We start from the raw sequence: 15,274 nt of genomic DNA on the forward strand, positions 1-15,274 counted from the left end.
ACATGGAATGGCTGTTGGGTGTTCTGGGCGGTCTCGTCGGCGGCAACCTCGCCGGTGCCAACAAGGGCCTCGGCGTCGCGGGCAACAGCGTGAGCGGCGCGGTCGGCGGTGGTATCACCGGCGCGATCATTCAGGCCGCCACCGGTAGCGGGTTGGACTTCGGGCAGATTGTCGCGCAGATCGGCGCGGGCGGCGCCGTCGGCGGATTGCTGACCGCTGTCATCGCGATGGTCACCAAGGGTCGCGCGAACGCTCGCTGACCGGGGCGAACTTCCCGCGACGGCCGCGCGAGCCAGGTGCTCGCGCGGCCGTCGCTTTTCTGTGCCGGGACGGTGCCTGAAAGGATGAGGGCGTGAATACCGGAGCTTGGATCGCAATCGCGGCCGTCGTGGCCGTCCTTCTCGTCGCGCTCGTCGTGGGCTGGACGCTGTATCGGCGGCGGCGGGTCAGCCTGCAGCCCACGCAGCCCGCGCCCGGCGAGCTGGCGCAGCCGAAGGACCGATCCGGGGGCTACCAGCCCGAGAGTGGGATCAGCTTCAGTCAGGGCGCGACGGCTACCGCGCCGCCCGTGACGCGGCCGACGCCACCGGTCGAGCTGCCGGTCGAGGAGCCGGTCACGGAGGCGGCGCCCGCCCCCGTCGAGCCGGCCCCCGTCGAGGTCGAGCCGGCCCCCGTCGAGCCGGCGCCGACGCCCGTGCCCGTCGAGCCTGCGACCGCTGCGGCCGCGCCTGCCGCGCTGGAGGAGATCGCGCCGACCGCGGGACGGCTGGACCGGCTGCGCGGACGGCTCGCGCGGTCCCAGTCTGCGGTCGGCAAGAGCCTGCTCGGCCTGCTCGGCGGCGGCGACCTGGACGAGGCCTCCTGGGAGGAGATCGAGGACACGCTGCTGGTCGCGGACCTCGGCAGCGCCACCACGGAGCAGATCGTCACCAGGCTGCGGGCCGAGATCGCCGCCGGCTCGGTCAAGACCGAGGCGGAGGCGCGGGCGCTGCTGCGCGCCGTGCTGATCGACGCGCTCCATCCCGAGTTCGACCGTTCGATCAAGGCCCTCCCGCATGATTCGACCCCCGGCGTGTTGCTGGTGGTCGGCGTGAACGGCACCGGCAAGACCACGAGCACCGGCAAGCTGGCGCGCGTGCTGGTCGCGGACGGCAGGCGCGTCCTGCTGGGCGCGGCCGACACGTTCCGTGCGGCCGCGGCCGATCAGCTGCAGACCTGGGCCGAGCGGGTCGGGGCCGAGGTGGTGCGCGGCAACGAGGGCGCCGACCCCGCCGCGATCGCGTACGACTCGGTGACCAAGGGCATCGAGACCGGGGTCGACGTCGTGATCGTGGACACCGCGGGCCGCCTGCACACCAAGACCGGACTGATGGACGAGCTCGGCAAGGTCAAGCGGGTGGTGGAGAAGCGGGCCTCGGTCGACGAGGTGCTGCTGGTGCTCGACGCGACGATCGGTCAGAACGGGCTGGTGCAGGCGCGGGTGTTCGCCGAGGTCGTCGACATCACCGGGGTGGTGCTGACCAAGCTCGACGGTACGGCGAAGGGTGGCATCGTCTTCCAGGTGCAGCACGAGCTGGGGGTCCCGGTGAAGCTGGTCGGGCTGGGAGAGGGCGCCGACGACCTGGCACCGTTCGAGCCGGGCGCGTTCGTGGACGCACTGCTTGGCTGATGCCAGCGGAACGCGATTCGGTGCGAACTGGACGGTCGTCGAGGTCGCTACCAGCATGTTTGGCTGTTGTGATTGATGCCACATCGGTTTGACTTCGGATGACCGAAGACATTGACTAAGCCTGCCCTCACAAAGGGCAGGCTTAGTTTCTTTCTGCGCGGGGCAGCGCGCGCCAACCATCAGCAATCAGCATCGAACCTCGCGCAGGTTTCGCCCCACGTGTCAGGACGATCACCCATGTATGACCACGTCGACGTCTTCGCCGACCCCGTTGGACCATCCACCGCCTCCGACGCGGCCCATTCGTGGAAGCCGCGCCCCGAGGCAGTGACGTGGGGACCACAGCATTCCGGCATTCATCCGAAGATCGCGTCGAAGCGTCGATCGGCGTGGCCTGCGCCCGTTCCCCAGCGTCCTCACGCCCTGCATGACTCGTGGTGGATCGTTGTGGGCGCCGCGCTCGGGGCGTCAACCATCATCGCAGCCGTCTTGTGGATCTCGGCGCACGTCGAGGTGGACCCGGCGCTCCACACCGCCGCGCTGTTCGTGCATCTGGCTTCGCTGGTGCTCGGTTTCGGCGGGGTCCTGGTCGCCGACTACCTCGTGCTGGTGTGGCTGTCCGGTCGGTGCACGCTTGCCGAGGCGATCCGCGGCGCGGAGCGCCTGCACCTGCCCATCTGGGCTGGGCTCGCCGGCCTCGTCGCCAGCGGGGCGCTGCTCGAACCGGATCTCGCGTCGGACCTCACCCGGATCAAGATGGCGCTGGTGCTGGCTCTGACCGTGAACGGGCTCCAAGCGCTCATCCTGAGTCGGCGTATCTCCCAACACGACTCGATTCCGCTCACACCGCGACTGATGGTGTGGGGAGCCGCTACCGCGATGGTGTCCCAACTCTGCTGGTGGGGCGCGGTATGGATCGGCTTCTGGAACGCACAGCACTGATCATCGCGGGCAGATCGGAGATGCCCGAGAAGCGCACGTTGGAGAGGACGACGCACCATGGCACACGGCATCGGATTGAGCATCGGGACGGTCAACGCCGTCGCCGCGGTGCTCCCCGACGATGCGGCGGACTGGCTGACGCTCACGCGCGGCGCCACACCGAACGGCGGCGGCCTCCCGGATTCCGGCCCCGATCGGGTTGCCGCGGAGGCGCGCAGCCTGATCGCGGAGGCGTGCGCCGACGCACCCGCGTCCGACGCTCGGCCGGTCGTGCTCACCTACCCCGCGGTGTACGCGGACCACTCGGTGGCCGAGCTGCGCGCCGCTCTTGACCAGGCGGGACTCCCCGAGGTCGAGCTGGTCCCCGAGCCAATCGCAGCCGTCGCGTGGCTCGAGACGGTCCGCGCTCCGCACGACGGTGCGCTGGCGCTGGTCTACGACCTCGGCGGATCGAGCCTGGACATCACCCTGGTCGCAGTCGGCCACGGAAGTGACCGAGCAACGATCGTCGGAAGGCCGTTGCGCTCGACTGAGTTCGGGGGTGGGCTGGTCTTGGATTGCCTGCGCGCGGCGGGTGCCGATCCCTCGGATCTGGATCTGGTGCTGCTGACCGGCGGCGCAGCCAAGACCCACCTCGTCGAGGACCTACTGGCAGGGGAGCTGAACATCCCCGTCATGTGCGGGCCGGACCCCGGATCCACCGCCGCTCGCGGCGCGGCTGTCCTGGCGGCGCGGTCCCTGGTGGCGGCCGGGAGTGCGAGCCCCACCGGGCGGGATTCGGCGCGATGGCCGCGCTGGGCAGCCGCCGGGATCGCCGCCGCCGCGGTCCTCGCAGTTCCGGCCGTTGCCCTCACCGGATCAGCGTCGCATCCGGTTCCGGACAGTCCGGCCGCGAGCGCCCCGCGGATGGTTGTCGGCGATATCTCGTCGGTCGGTGGACTTCCGCCCGAACCGCGCGAGGCCCCAGCGGTGCTCGACGCCATCTCGGCCGGCGACCTCACCGCCGAGCGCGACGCGGTCGCGATCCTGGAGGCACCGACGCACCGGGTCACGTACGCCGAGCCCGACCACGACCGTCCGTCCCAGCGTGAAGGAAGCGTTGCCGCTCCGCCTCCGCAGGTTCCCGTGGCCCCACCACTCGCGACGTCGCCCGCAACCGTGTTGCCAGCCACCGAGTCGCCCGCCGTGCCGACGACCGAACCGGCCCAGGCCACGGCGACCCCGACGCCCGAACCCGCCCAGACCCCGGCGACCCCGACGCCCGAACCGGCCCAGGCCACGGCGACGCCGGCGACCGAACCGCAGACACCGGGTCAGGATGTGACGCCCGTGGACGACCCGGCGGGGGAGTTGACCACCGCTTACCCATGAGTTCTCTCGGCGACGTCGCGGCCGACGCCGGACGCCTAACGAATCAGTAACGAAGCCGTCGGGCGTCGCCCGGCTCGCCGTCCGCACAGGGACATTCACGGGGGCGACAGGTTCGTGAAACGCAGAAGCAACACACTTCCGCGATGCGTTCACCCGAGCGAAACACGGCAGCGCCACAGCCGAAACACCGGCTGAGCAGTCTTCACATCAAGTCGAATGCCGCAAGGGGCGGGACGACAGAAGGAGGAGGCTCAACGTGGAATTTCCCACAATCGGGGCGCCGGACACCGGGGACACCGCGTGGATGCTGATCAGCGCCGCGCTCGTGTTGCTGATGACGCCGGGGCTCGCGTTCTTCTACGGCGGCATGGTCCGGGCCAAGAGCGTGCTGAACATGATCATGATGAGCATCGGCGCGATGGGCGTTGTGGGCATCCTCTGGGTCCTGTTCGGTTACTCGGTGGCCTTCGGTGACGACATGGGCGGCCTGATCGGTGACCCGTTCCAGTACTTCGGCCTGAAGGGCATCTTCGGCGGCGCCTACCTGGCCGACGCCGACACCGGCGCCGACATGGCCATCCCGCTCGTCGGAACCATCCCGGCCACCGTGTTCGTCGCCTTCCAGGCGATGTTCGCGATCATCACCGTCGCCCTGATCTCGGGCGCGGTTGCCGACCGCCTCCGGTTCGGCCCCTGGCTCCTGTTCGCCGGCCTGTGGGCGACCATCGTCTACTTCCCGGTGGCGCACTGGGTCTTCGCCTTCGACGGCGTCACCGCCGAGACGGGCGGCTGGATCGCCAACCAGCTCAAGGCGATCGACTTCGCCGGTGGCACCGCGGTCCACATCAACGCGGGCGTCGCGGGCCTGGTGCTCGCGATCATCCTCGGCAAGCGCCGCGGCTGGCCGGGAACGCCCTTCCGTCCGCACAACCTGCCGTTTGTGATGCTCGGCGCTGCCCTGCTGTGGTTCGGCTGGTTCGGATTCAACGCGGGATCCGCGGTGGGCTCCAACGGCATTGCTGGCGCCACCTTCCTCACCACCGTCATCGCCACCTGCGCCGCGATGCTGTCCTGGCTCCTGGTCGAGCGCCTGCGTGACGGCCACGCCACCACCCTCGGCGCCGCTTCCGGCATCGTCGCAGGTCTGGTCGCCATCACCCCTGCGTGTTCCTCGGTCAACGTGGTCGGCGCGCTGTTCATCGGTGTGGTCGCGGGTGTCCTCTGCGCCCTCGCGGTCGGACTGAAATACCGCTTCGGATACGACGATTCGCTTGATGTCGTCGGCGTCCACCTGGTCGGCGGTCTCGTCGGCACCCTGCTGGTCGGTCTCGTCGCGACGGCCGAGGCTCCCGCGGGCGTCAAGGGACTGTTCTATGGTGGTGGCTTCGACCAGCTGTGGCGTCAGGCGGCCGGCGCGGGTGCGGTTCTGCTGTACTCGCTCGTCGCCACGACGATCGTCGCGCTCATCGTGAAGTACACGATCGGCCTCCGGGCCAGCGACGAGGCCGAGGCCCTCGGTGTGGACGAAGCAGAACACGCTGAGAACGCATACGACTTCGCCGCACTCGGCGGAAGCTCGGTACCGGGGCGCTCGACCGTCAGGGAGGCATGAAAAACATGAAGTTGATCACCGCAATCGTCAAGCCGTTCACTCTCGAGGACGTCAAGACCGGCCTGGAGCAGGCCGGGGTGCTCGGAATGACCGTCAGTGAGGTTCAGGGCTACGGCCGTCAGAAGGGCCACACCGAGGTTTACCGCGGCGCCGAGTACTCGGTCGACTTCGTACCCAAGGTTCGCGTCGAGGTCGTCGTCGACGACGCCGCCGTGGACAAGGTGGTCGAGGTCATCGTCGAGGCCGCTCGTACCGGGAAGATCGGAGACGGCAAGGTGTGGGTCTCGCCCGTCGAATCCGTCATCCGCGTGCGAACGGGTGAACGGGGCGCGGATGCGCTCTGACCCAACAGGGTCCGGATCTGGTGGCCCCGATCCCGCCGCGACGTCGGCGGGGTCGGGGCCGCCCGCGTCCGGGGGCATGGTCGCCGCCGACGATCTGGTCCGTGCCCGGAAGCAGTTGCTGGACGGCGGTTCCCGGACCCGTCGCCTCGACACCGTCGCGCTGCGGCAGGCGCTGGTGGACCTGCACGAGTTCTGGCTGACCACCAAGGGCGCCGAGCTCGGTATCAAGCCGGACAGCGGATTCGCGATCGTCGCGGTCGGCGGGCTTGGTCGTCGCGAGCTGCTGCCGTATTCCGACCTGGACCTGGTGCTGCTGCACGACGACATCGACCCAGTCGTTGTCTCCGATGTGGCCGACCGGCTCTGGTATCCGTTGTGGGACGCGCACATCAAGCTCGACCACAGCGTCCGGACCGTCCCGCAGGCGCTCCAGGTGGCGTCCTCGGATCTGACCGCAGCCCTCGGGCTGCTCGAGGCCCGGCACATCGCAGGCGATGTGGAGCTGAGCAACCTGCTGATCGGCGGGGTGCGGCGGCAGTGGCGAACCGGGATCCGTTCGCGTTTCGACGAACTCGTCGAGCAGGCCCGCGCGCGGTGGGCGCGCAGCGGCGAGATCGCGCACCGGGCCGAACCGGACATCAAGAACGGCCGCGGCGGTCTGCGGGACATCCAGCTGCTCAGCGCACTGGCGATCGCGCAGCTGACCGATGCGGTGCCGGGACTGGGACCGCAGACACCCGGCGGCGGACTGGCATTCGCGCACGACCGGCTGCTGGACGTGCGCACCGAACTGCACCGGGTGGCCGGCCGCGCCCGCGACCAGCTCCGCGCCCAGGACGCCGACGAGATCGGCGCCGCCCTGCGGATCGGAGACCGGTTCGACCTGGCCCGGATGCTCAGCGATTCGGCCCGCACGATCAGCTACTCCGTCGACGTCGGACTGCGGACGGCGGGGAACGCGCTGCCGCGCCGGGGACTGTCGAGGCTGCGCCGGACGCCGGTGCGACGGCCGCTGGACGAGGGGGTGGTCGAGCACGCGGGCGAGGTGGTGCTCGCGCGCGACGCGAAGCCGAACAAGGACCCCGGATTGATCATGCGCGTGGCCGCGGCCGCCGCGCAGTCCGGCATGCCGATCTCCGCGTCCACGCTGAATCGGCTCTCGGACAGCGCACCCGAGCTGCGGGAGCCGTGGCCGAAGGAGGCGCTCGACGACCTGCTCGTGCTGCTCGGCTCCGGCAAGAACACGATCGCGGTGGTCGAGGCGCTCGACCGCACCGGGCTGTGGGGGCGGCTGCTGCCGGAATGGGGCGCCATCCGCGACCTGCCGCCGCGCGACGCCGTCCACACCTGGACGGTGGATCGGCACCTGGTCGAGACCGCGGCCTACGCCAGCGGATTCACCACCCGGGTGTCCCGGCCGGACCTGCTGGTGCTCGGCGCACTGCTGCACGACATCGGGAAGGGGCGCGGCGGCGATCACAGCCTCGTCGGCGCCGAACTCGCCAATCAGATCGGCAACAGGCTCGGGCTGTGGCCGTCGGACGTGGCGGTGCTCAGCGCGATGGTCCGCTACCACCTGTTGTTGCCGGAAACAGCCACCCGCCGCGACCTCGACGACCCGGCGACGGTGCGGATGGTCGTGGAGGCACTGGGCGGCGACACCGTCGTGCTCGAACTGCTCTATGCCCTCGCCGAGGCCGATTCCCTGGCCACCGGGCCGGGCGTGTGGGGGGACTGGAAGTCGTCGCTGATCCGGGAACTGGTCCGGCGTTGCCGGATGGTGATGGCGGGCGAGCAGCTGCCGACCCCGGATCCGATCGACCCGGAGCACGCGGCGTTGGCGGCCGACGGGGGCGTGCACGTGCTGCTGCGGCCCGCGGAGGGCGCGCACACCTACACCGTCACGGTCGTCGCGCCCGACACGCTTGGCCTGCTGTCGGACGCCGCGGGTGTGCTGGCCCTGCATTCGCTGCGGGTGCTCTCGGCCTCGCTGGGCAGCCACGAGGGAGCGGCCGTGAACTCGTTCACGGTGGCCCCCCGGTTCGGCGCGCCGCCGCAGGCCGGTCTGCTGCGCCAGGAACTGATCCGGGCGATCTCCGGGGAACTGGACCTGGTCGCGATGCTCGAGGAGAAGGAGCAGCAGGCTCAGGTCGAGCAGGCCCTCGAGCGCGGCACCGAGGGGGTGCCGGTGCAGTACGCGCAGGCGCCGCCGCGGATCATCTGGTTCGACACTCCGGTGGACGGTCAGGTGATCCTCGAGCTGCGGGCCGAGGACCGCCTCGGGCTGCTGTGCCGGCTGGCGAGCGTCCTCGAGCGGCTCGGCGCCGACATCCGGTGGGCGCGGGTCTCCACGCTAGGCGCGTCGGTGGTCGACGCGTTCTGTCTTCACCTCGGCGACACCGACTCGCGGGTCACCAGGGAAGAGTTCGAGGCGGCGGTGCTCGCTGTGGTCCCGGCGCCCCGACCGCGCAAGGCCGGGGACGCCGACGGCGTCGACAATGGCGCCACGGGCGGGGGCGCCGGGTAGAGCGGCTAGGCTTGACCGAAACGCCCACGCGACAGCCAGGAGCCCGATCGGTGTTCGAATCCCTTTCCGACAGGTTGACCGGTGCCCTCAAAGACCTCCGGGGTAAGGGGCGCCTGTCCGGCGCCGACATCGACGCCACCTGCAGGGAGATCCGGCTCGCCCTGCTCGAGGCCGACGTCGCGCTGCCCGTGGTCCGCACCTTCATCGAGAAGATCAAGGAGCGCGCCAAGGGCGCCGAGGTCTCCGGCGCGCTGAACCCAGCGCAGCAGGTCGTCAAGATCGTCAACGAGGAGCTCGTCGGGATCCTCGGCGGCGAGACCAGGCGACTGCGGTTCGCGAAGAACCCGCCGACGGTCATCATGCTCGCCGGCCTGCAGGGCTCCGGTAAGACCACTCTCGCGGGCAAGCTCGCGAAGTGGCTCACCGGACAGGGGCACACGCCGCTCCTGGTGGCCTGCGACCTGCAGCGTCCCGGCGCGGTCAGCCAGCTCCAGATCGTCGGCGAGCGCGCGGGCGCGGCCGTGTTCGCGCCGCACCCGGGCACCTCGATCGGCGGCGGCGAGAACGAGCTGGGTCAGTCGGCCGCCGACCCGGTCGACATCGCCTGGCAGGGCATCCAGGAGGCCAAGGCCAAGCAGCACGACGTGGTCATCGTCGACACCGCGGGCCGACTCGGCATCGACGAGGAACTGATGGGTCAGGCGGCGGGCATCCGCGACGCCGTCTACCCGGACGAGATCCTGTTCGTCCTCGACGCGATGACCGGTCAGGACGCCGTGCAGACGGCGGAGGCGTTCCGTGCGGGCGTCGGCTTCACCGGCGTGGTGCTGACCAAGCTCGACGGCGACGCCCGCGGCGGTGCCGCGCTGAGCGTCCGGGAGATCACCGGCGAGCCGATCCTGTTCGCGTCCACCGGTGAGAAGCTCGAGGACTTCGACGTCTTCCACCCGGACCGGATGGCCAGCCGGATCCTGGGCATGGGCGACGTGCTCAGCCTGATCGAGCAGGCCGAGCAGGTCTTCGACGCGAAGCAGGCCGAGGCCGCCGCCCAGAAGATCGGCTCCGGACAGTTGACCCTCGAGGACTTCCTCGAGCAGATGATGGCCGTGCGGAAGATGGGCCCGATCGGCAATCTGCTCGGCATGCTGCCCGGCGCCGGGCAGATGAAGGACGCGCTCGCCAACGTCGACGAGAAGCAGCTCGACCGCGTGCAGGCGATCATCCGCGGCATGACGCCCGCGGAACGCGACGACCCGAAGATCATCAACGCCTCCCGCCGGCTGCGCATCGCCAACGGCTCCGGGGTCAAGGTCTCCGACGTCAATCAGCTGGTGGACCGGTTCTTCGAGGCCCGCAAGATGATGGCCGCGATGGCGGGCCGGATGGGGATGCCGGGAGCCCGCGCGAACCAGCGCAGCAAGAAGGGCAAGAAGGGGAAGAAGGGCGGCAAGGGCCCGACCCAGCCGAAGATCCGCGGCGGCTTCCCCGGCATGCCCGGCGGGATGCCGGGTGGGATGCCGGGTGGGATGCCCGCCGGATTCCCCGGGCTGCCCGCGGGCATGGACCTGTCGAAGATGCCGAAGGGCCTCGACGAGCTGCCGCCCGGACTCGAGGGCATCGACCTGTCCCAGCTGAAGCTCCCCAAGAAGTAGAAATGGCACTGCGGCTGCGCGGTGTGGGTTTGCCCGACGAGCAGGGCGTCGAGCTGTGGGTCGGCGACGACGGGCTGATCGGCACGGAGCCGGTCCCTGGCGCGCGAACGCTGACCGAGACCGGGTGGATCCTGCCCGGACTCGTCGACGCGCACTGCCACATCGGCATTCGCTACGGCGGCGGCCACGAGGACGAGGCGGGTCTGCTCGCGCAGGCCGAGACCGAACGCGACTGCGGGGTCCTGCTGCTGCGTGACGCCGGGTCACCGGTGGACACCCGCCACCTCGACGCCCGCGACGACCTGCCGCGGATCATTCGCGCGGGCCGCCACATCGCGATGACCAAGCGGTACATCCGCGGGCTGCCTGTCGACCTCGAGGACGAGTCGCAGCTGCCCGCCGCTGTCACCGAGCAGGCGCTGCGCGGCGACGGCTGGGTCAAGCTCGTCGGCGACTGGATCGACCGCGACGCCGGGGACCTGCGCCCGCTGTGGGGCGACGCGGTGCTCAAGGAGGCGATCGACGCCGCGCACCGGGTCGGGGCCAGGGTCACCGCGCACGTGTTCGGCGAGGACGCGCTGCCCGGCTTGATCGAGGCGGGTATCGACTGCATCGAACACGGCACCGGCCTGACGTCGGACACCATCGAGATGATGGCCCTGCGGGGTACCGCGCTGGTGCCGACGCTGATCAACATCGCGACGTTCCCGGAGATCGCGGACTCGGCGACCCGGTTCCCGGTGTACGCCGCGCACATGCGGGACCTGCACGCCCGACGCTATGAGACGGTCGCCGCCGCGCACGCCGCAGGCGTCCCGATCTTCGCGGGCACCGACGCGGGCGGCTCCATCCGGCACGGCCGGATCGCCGACGAGGTCGCCGAGCTCGCGCGTGCCGGGCTGGGACCGACGGCGGCGCTCGGCGCGGCGTGCTGGGACGCCAGGAAGTGGCTCGGCCGTCCCGGTCTCGAGCAGGGCGCGTCAGCCGACCTGCTCGTCTACGAGCAGGACCCGCGCACCGGGCCCGAGGTGCTCGCCGCCCCGGACCTGGTCATGCTGCGCGGCCGGGTGGTGCAGGTCCGCGGCCGGTTTGTGTGACGTTGCCTATTTGACGCAGGGGTCGGCCCCGGCGTCGGCGCGGCCGTTGAACCGGACCTCGCTGACCGAGGTGACGTCGTTGAACGGCGCGGACTCCTGGCCCGCCGCGTTCTTCACCGGCTGGCCGTCCACCGTCTCGTTGATCGTCAGGGTGACGGTCTTGGCCGCCTTGTCGACCTCGAGCGTCTGGATCCCGCGCTCCGGCCGGACCTCCTGGGTGACGGAGGTTCCGTCGTCGAAGGCCCAGGTGACCTTGGTGACCTTCCGGTTCTGGACGAACCGGTCCGAGCCATCCACGTCCTTCTTGTCGTAGCCGGGATCGATCCCGACGGAGGTGAGGTCGAGCTTGCAGGCGAAGCTCACCGACAGCACCTGGCCATTGGTGCCCGCGCAGCGCCACGCCGTGGTGAGGTCGCCGTCCGTGGCGTTCGGGGCCTCGTAGGAGATCTTCCTGCCGGTGGAATCGACGGCGGGCGGGTAGGCGACGCAGGTCGGGACGGCACCGGTGGGGGTGATCGCCGCGGCGACGTCGCCGAACTCGCCTTCTCCGCCGAAGTCGCCACCGCCGAAGTCGCCACCGCCGAAGTCGTTGCTGTCGTTGGGCTCGCTGTCGGCGGCCGTCGCCTGGCCGTCGGTGTCGCGGGCGAGCGACGAGTTGAGCAGGAAGCCGCCGCCCGCGAGCAGCACGACCGCGGCGGTGACTGCCGCGCCGATGCCGAGCCAGCCCTTCCAGGACAGCGGACCTCGGCCGGGTGCGGGCGGCGCCGGTGCGTCGAAAAGTGGCTGGGCCGGCGGCGGAGGCGGTGGTGGCGGCGGCGGAGTCGACTCGGCGGCGGGGCGCGGTCCGTCGTCGGGCGAATTCTCGAAAACGGGGGTCACGGGGCCTCCACCTTCTCGGCGGCCTTGTCGGCTGCCTTGTCTCCGGCGCGGTCGGGGCGGGCCTTCAGCGCGGCGTCGACTTCCGGGTCGCCGAGTTCGGCCAGCCAGTCCAGCAGGTCGGGATACGCGCTGGGATTCGCCGCGACGTAGGGACGCAGCGACGCATCGGACTGGGCGATGTGACCGAGGGTCTGCATCGGGGTGTACGGATCGAGCGCGAGTGCCTGCGTGTAGGGCTTGGTCGGCGCGGGCGCCGCGGCGACGGAGGGCTGTGGCGCCGGGCCGTCCGCGTCGATCAGGTCCGCGAACTCGGGTGGGTGGACTGCGGTCGCGTCCTGCCTGCGGGCCGACCGCGGCTGGATCAGCCCCAGGTCGTAGGCCAGCGCGGTGAATGCCAACAGCGTCTGCAGGATCGCCAGGGCGAGGATCGCGATCCCGCCCCAACCGAGCGAGACGCCGAGGCTCACGTCGTCGTCGGAGTCGCCGACGAAGTCCCCAGTGAGGGTGGGGACGTTGCTGATCGCGATCAGCAGGAACAGGGCCAGCAGGGCGCCGACCGCGGCAGCGGCGGTGGCGATGGCCCGCAGGACCGGCGCAGCGCCGGGGAACTGGGACAGTCGCGACACGGTGGACAGGCCCGCGCTGATGCCGGAGAACAACAGGAAGACGACGACCAGCAGACCCTGAGGGAGGAGGAATCCGTTGACGTTGATCTCGTCGCCCGAGGTTCGGACGAGGAAGTACGGCCCGAAGCCCAGCAACAGATTGAGCAGGCCGAGGGTGAGCACTGCGATGGCGAGTGCGTTCGGCCGGCCGACGGCCGCGACCGGCGGTCCCGCGGCAGGCGCTGCGAACGGCGCGTTGGACATGGATCCCCCTTGTGAACGAGCGACAACTTCCGTGGAATTCGTCACCGACCTGCGGCGATTACGTGTCATCGGAGTCTAGGCTGAGGTGGAGCCGATGGGAGCGCGAAACACCGGCGGCCTCGAGCGATTAACGGCGCGACCCCATCATCTGGCAGAATGAACCGCTGTTCGCCCGTCTCCGGTCACGTACCGCGCGGCGGTCACGACACCCCTCAACGCGAAACCGGGTGCGCAGGCCTTGCGCATCGCTGAATTGCGCCGTGACCATCTGAAAGGCTCCACCATGGCTGTCAAGATCAAGCTCATGCGGCTCGGCAAGATCCGTACCCCGCACTACCGCGTCGTCATCGCCGACTCTCGCACCCGCCGCAACGGCCGTGCGATCGAGACCATCGGCAAGTACCACCCCAAGGAAGAGCCCTCCCTGATCGAGATCGACTCGGAGCGCGCGCAGTACTGGCTGGGTGTCGGCGCGCAGCCGACCGAGCCGGTCGAGGCACTCCTCAAGATCACCGGTGACTGGCAGAAGTTCAAGGGCCTGCCGGGCGCCGAGGGCACCCTGAAGGTCAAGGAAGCCAAGCCGACCAAGCTGGAGCTCTTCCAGGCCGCGCTGGCGCAGGCCGACAGCGAGCCGGTGGCCGAGGCCATCACCCCGAAGAAGAAGAAGGCTGCCAAGGCCGACGACGCCGAGGCTGCTGCCGAGGCGCCCGCCGAGGCCGAGGCCGCCGCGGATTCCGAGGCTGCTGACAAGTGAGCGCCGTTGTCGCCGATGCCGTCGAACAGCTCGTTCGCGGCATCGTCGCCAACCCCGACGACGTCCGGGTCGAGCTCTCGACCGGACGCCGTGGGCGGACGGTCGAGGTGCACGTGAACCCTGAGGACCTGGGCAAGGTCATCGGGCGTGGCGGGCGCACCGCGACCGCACTGCGGACCCTCGTCACCGGTATCGGTGGCCGCGGGATCCGCGTCGACGTGGTCGACACCGATCAGTAGTCGGGATCGGGCAGTGGAGCTCGTCATCGGGCGTGTGGCCAAGTCGCACGGCATCAGGGGTGAACTGGCCGTAGACATACGGACCGACAACCCCGATGAGCGTTTTGCGGTCGGCACCGTGTTGCACGGCCGCAAGCCCCGCGAGCAGAAACTCACCAGCTACACGGTGGAAGCCGCCCGGGAACATTCCGGGCGGCTTCTGCTGCGTCTCGAGGGAATCGACGACCGCACGTCCGCCGACGCGATCCGCGGCACGCTGTTCATCGTCGACACCGCTGACCTTCCGCCGTCGGACGACCCCGACGAGTTCTACGACCACGAGCTCGAGGGCCTCGCCGTCCGGCTGGTCGACGGCACCCCGGTCGGCTCGGTCAACGAGGTGTTGCACTCGGCCGCGGGCGAGCTGCTCTCCGTTCGTCCGGAGGGACAGCAGTCCGGCGAGATCCTGATCCCGTTTGTCGCGGCCATCGTCACCTCCGTGTCCGTCGCCGACGGAGTCATCGAGATCGATCCGCCTGAGGGACTTCTGAATCCGGAGTAGCTGTGCGCCTCGACGTCATCACGATCTTTCCCGAGTACCTCGAGCCGTTGCGAACGGCGTTGCTGGGCAAGGCCATCGACAAGGGCCTGATCTCCGTCGGCGTGCACGACCTGCGGGACTGGACCCATGACGTCCACAAGGCGGTCGACGACTCGCCGTATGGCGGCGGGCCCGGCATGGTCATGAAGCCGACCGTCTGGGGCGAGGCGCTGGACGAGGTGCTCGGCACCGGGCCGGACCCGGAGACCTTGCTGGTGGTGCCGACCCCGGCAGGCGTGCCCTTCACGCAGGCCACCGCGCACCGCTGGGCGGGGGAGAAGCGCCTCGTGTTCGCCTGCGGCCGGTATGAGGGCATCGACCAGCGGGTGTTCGACGACGCGGCCAGGCGGGTGCGGGTCGAAGAGGTCAGCATCGGCGACTACGTGCTCATCGGCGGGGAGGCCGCGGTGCTGGTGATGGCCGAGGCGGTCGTCCGGCTGCTCCCCGGTGTGCTCGGCAATCAGCAGTCGCACCAAGAGGATTCGTTCTCCGACGGTCTGCTGGAGGGTCCCAGCTACACACGGCCGGTGAGCTGGCGCGAGCTCGAGGTGCCGCCGATCCTGCTCTCCGGTGACCACGCAAAGGTGGCCCGCTGGCGCCGGGAGCAGTCGCTGCTCCGCACCGGCGAGCGTCGGCCTGACCTGCTCGAACACGTCGAGCTCTCGGCCGCCGACCGCACCGTCCTCGACTCCTGACGGTCCCGATCAGTCGGGCGTTGTCGGTGGCTGCCGGTAGGGTC

The 15,274-nt window shown here is 70.3% G+C and carries 15 protein-coding genes; 13 read left to right on the forward strand and 2 right to left on the reverse strand.

What is annotated here, in order from left to right; translation table 11 throughout:
• Window positions 1–2: 2 nt before the first annotated feature.
• From ACFXMV_RS13355 to ACFXMV_RS13395, 9 genes are all read left to right on the forward strand, one after another.
• A complete protein-coding gene (locus ACFXMV_RS13355) occupies window positions 3–260 on the forward strand; it encodes a hypothetical protein (RefSeq protein ID WP_378498349.1) in 258 nt (85 codons plus the stop codon).
• A 92-nt stretch (window positions 261–352) separates the two neighbouring features.
• Window positions 353–1,669 carry a signal recognition particle-docking protein FtsY gene (gene ftsY, locus ACFXMV_RS13360; RefSeq protein WP_378498348.1) on the forward strand — a complete coding sequence of 439 codons (1,317 nt, stop codon included), beginning with the start codon at window positions 353–355 and terminating at the stop codon, window positions 1,667–1,669.
• Between the two features lie 237 nt (window positions 1,670–1,906).
• The gene (locus ACFXMV_RS13365) at window positions 1,907–2,611 is read left to right on the forward strand and encodes a hypothetical protein (RefSeq protein WP_378498347.1); all 705 of its coding nucleotides are present in this window, start codon (window positions 1,907–1,909) and stop codon (window positions 2,609–2,611) included.
• Between the two features lie 57 nt (window positions 2,612–2,668).
• On the forward strand, window positions 2,669–3,982 hold the full coding sequence (locus tag ACFXMV_RS13370) for an Hsp70 family protein (RefSeq protein ID WP_378498346.1): 1,314 nt from the start codon (window positions 2,669–2,671) through the stop codon (window positions 3,980–3,982).
• A gap of 304 nt (window positions 3,983–4,286) precedes the next feature.
• Entirely contained in the window at window positions 4,287–5,594 is a 1,308-nt protein-coding gene (locus ACFXMV_RS13375; RefSeq protein ID WP_378498360.1) for an ammonium transporter, read from the forward strand.
• A gap of 5 nt (window positions 5,595–5,599) precedes the next feature.
• Window positions 5,600–5,938 carry a P-II family nitrogen regulator gene (locus ACFXMV_RS13380; protein ID WP_005240467.1) on the forward strand — a complete coding sequence of 113 codons (339 nt, stop codon included), beginning with the start codon at window positions 5,600–5,602 and terminating at the stop codon, window positions 5,936–5,938.
• Complete coding sequence (locus ACFXMV_RS13385) at window positions 5,928–8,465, forward strand: [protein-PII] uridylyltransferase (protein WP_378503416.1); 2,538 nt, start codon at window positions 5,928–5,930, stop codon at window positions 8,463–8,465. The genes ACFXMV_RS13380 and ACFXMV_RS13385 overlap by 11 nt, the downstream gene beginning before the upstream one ends.
• A 50-nt stretch (window positions 8,466–8,515) precedes the next feature.
• A complete protein-coding gene (gene ffh / locus ACFXMV_RS13390) occupies window positions 8,516–10,117 on the forward strand; it encodes a signal recognition particle protein (protein ID WP_378498344.1) in 1,602 nt (533 codons plus the stop codon).
• A gap of 2 nt (window positions 10,118–10,119) precedes the next feature.
• Window positions 10,120–11,214 (forward strand): amidohydrolase family protein, encoded by a 1,095-nt coding sequence (locus ACFXMV_RS13395; RefSeq protein ID WP_378498343.1) that lies wholly within the window; start codon window positions 10,120–10,122, stop codon window positions 11,212–11,214.
• Window positions 11,215–11,220: 6 nt separating this feature from the next.
• Here ACFXMV_RS13395 and ACFXMV_RS13400 read toward each other — a convergent pair whose 3' ends face one another.
• Both ACFXMV_RS13400 and ACFXMV_RS13405 read right to left on the reverse strand, forming a co-directional pair.
• Window positions 11,221–12,093: an NADase-type glycan-binding domain-containing protein gene (locus ACFXMV_RS13400; RefSeq protein WP_378498342.1), complete on the reverse strand. Its 873-nt coding sequence runs from the start codon at window positions 12,091–12,093 to the stop codon at window positions 11,221–11,223.
• Window positions 12,090–12,962 carry a DUF5336 domain-containing protein gene (locus ACFXMV_RS13405; protein WP_378503415.1) on the reverse strand — a complete coding sequence of 291 codons (873 nt, stop codon included), beginning with the start codon at window positions 12,960–12,962 and terminating at the stop codon, window positions 12,090–12,092. The genes ACFXMV_RS13400 and ACFXMV_RS13405 overlap by 4 nt, the downstream gene beginning before the upstream one ends.
• A gap of 283 nt (window positions 12,963–13,245) precedes the next feature.
• Here ACFXMV_RS13405 and rpsP point away from each other — a divergent pair, with 283 nt between their 5' ends.
• Genes rpsP through trmD form a run of 4 tightly spaced genes read left to right on the forward strand, consistent with a single transcriptional unit; the run spans window position 13,246 to window position 15,230 of the window.
• Complete coding sequence (gene rpsP / locus ACFXMV_RS13410) at window positions 13,246–13,716, forward strand: 30S ribosomal protein S16 (RefSeq protein WP_378503414.1); 471 nt, start codon at window positions 13,246–13,248, stop codon at window positions 13,714–13,716.
• A complete protein-coding gene (locus ACFXMV_RS13415) occupies window positions 13,713–13,955 on the forward strand; it encodes an RNA-binding protein (RefSeq protein WP_027499286.1) in 243 nt (80 codons plus the stop codon). Before rpsP ends, ACFXMV_RS13415 begins: the two co-directional genes overlap by 4 nt.
• 13 nt (window positions 13,956–13,968) lie before the next feature.
• Complete coding sequence (rimM, locus tag ACFXMV_RS13420) at window positions 13,969–14,496, forward strand: ribosome maturation factor RimM (RefSeq protein ID WP_378503413.1); 528 nt, start codon at window positions 13,969–13,971, stop codon at window positions 14,494–14,496.
• A gap of 2 nt (window positions 14,497–14,498) precedes the next feature.
• Window positions 14,499–15,230 (forward strand): tRNA (guanosine(37)-N1)-methyltransferase TrmD, encoded by a 732-nt coding sequence (gene trmD, locus ACFXMV_RS13425; protein WP_378503412.1) that lies wholly within the window; start codon window positions 14,499–14,501, stop codon window positions 15,228–15,230.
• Window positions 15,231–15,274 lie beyond the last annotated feature (44 nt).

Origin of the sequence: Rhodococcus sp. NPDC059179 (genome assembly GCF_042754885.1) — a bacterium.
In the GTDB taxonomy this organism is placed as follows: domain Bacteria; phylum Actinomycetota; class Actinomycetes; order Mycobacteriales; family Mycobacteriaceae; genus Rhodococcus_G.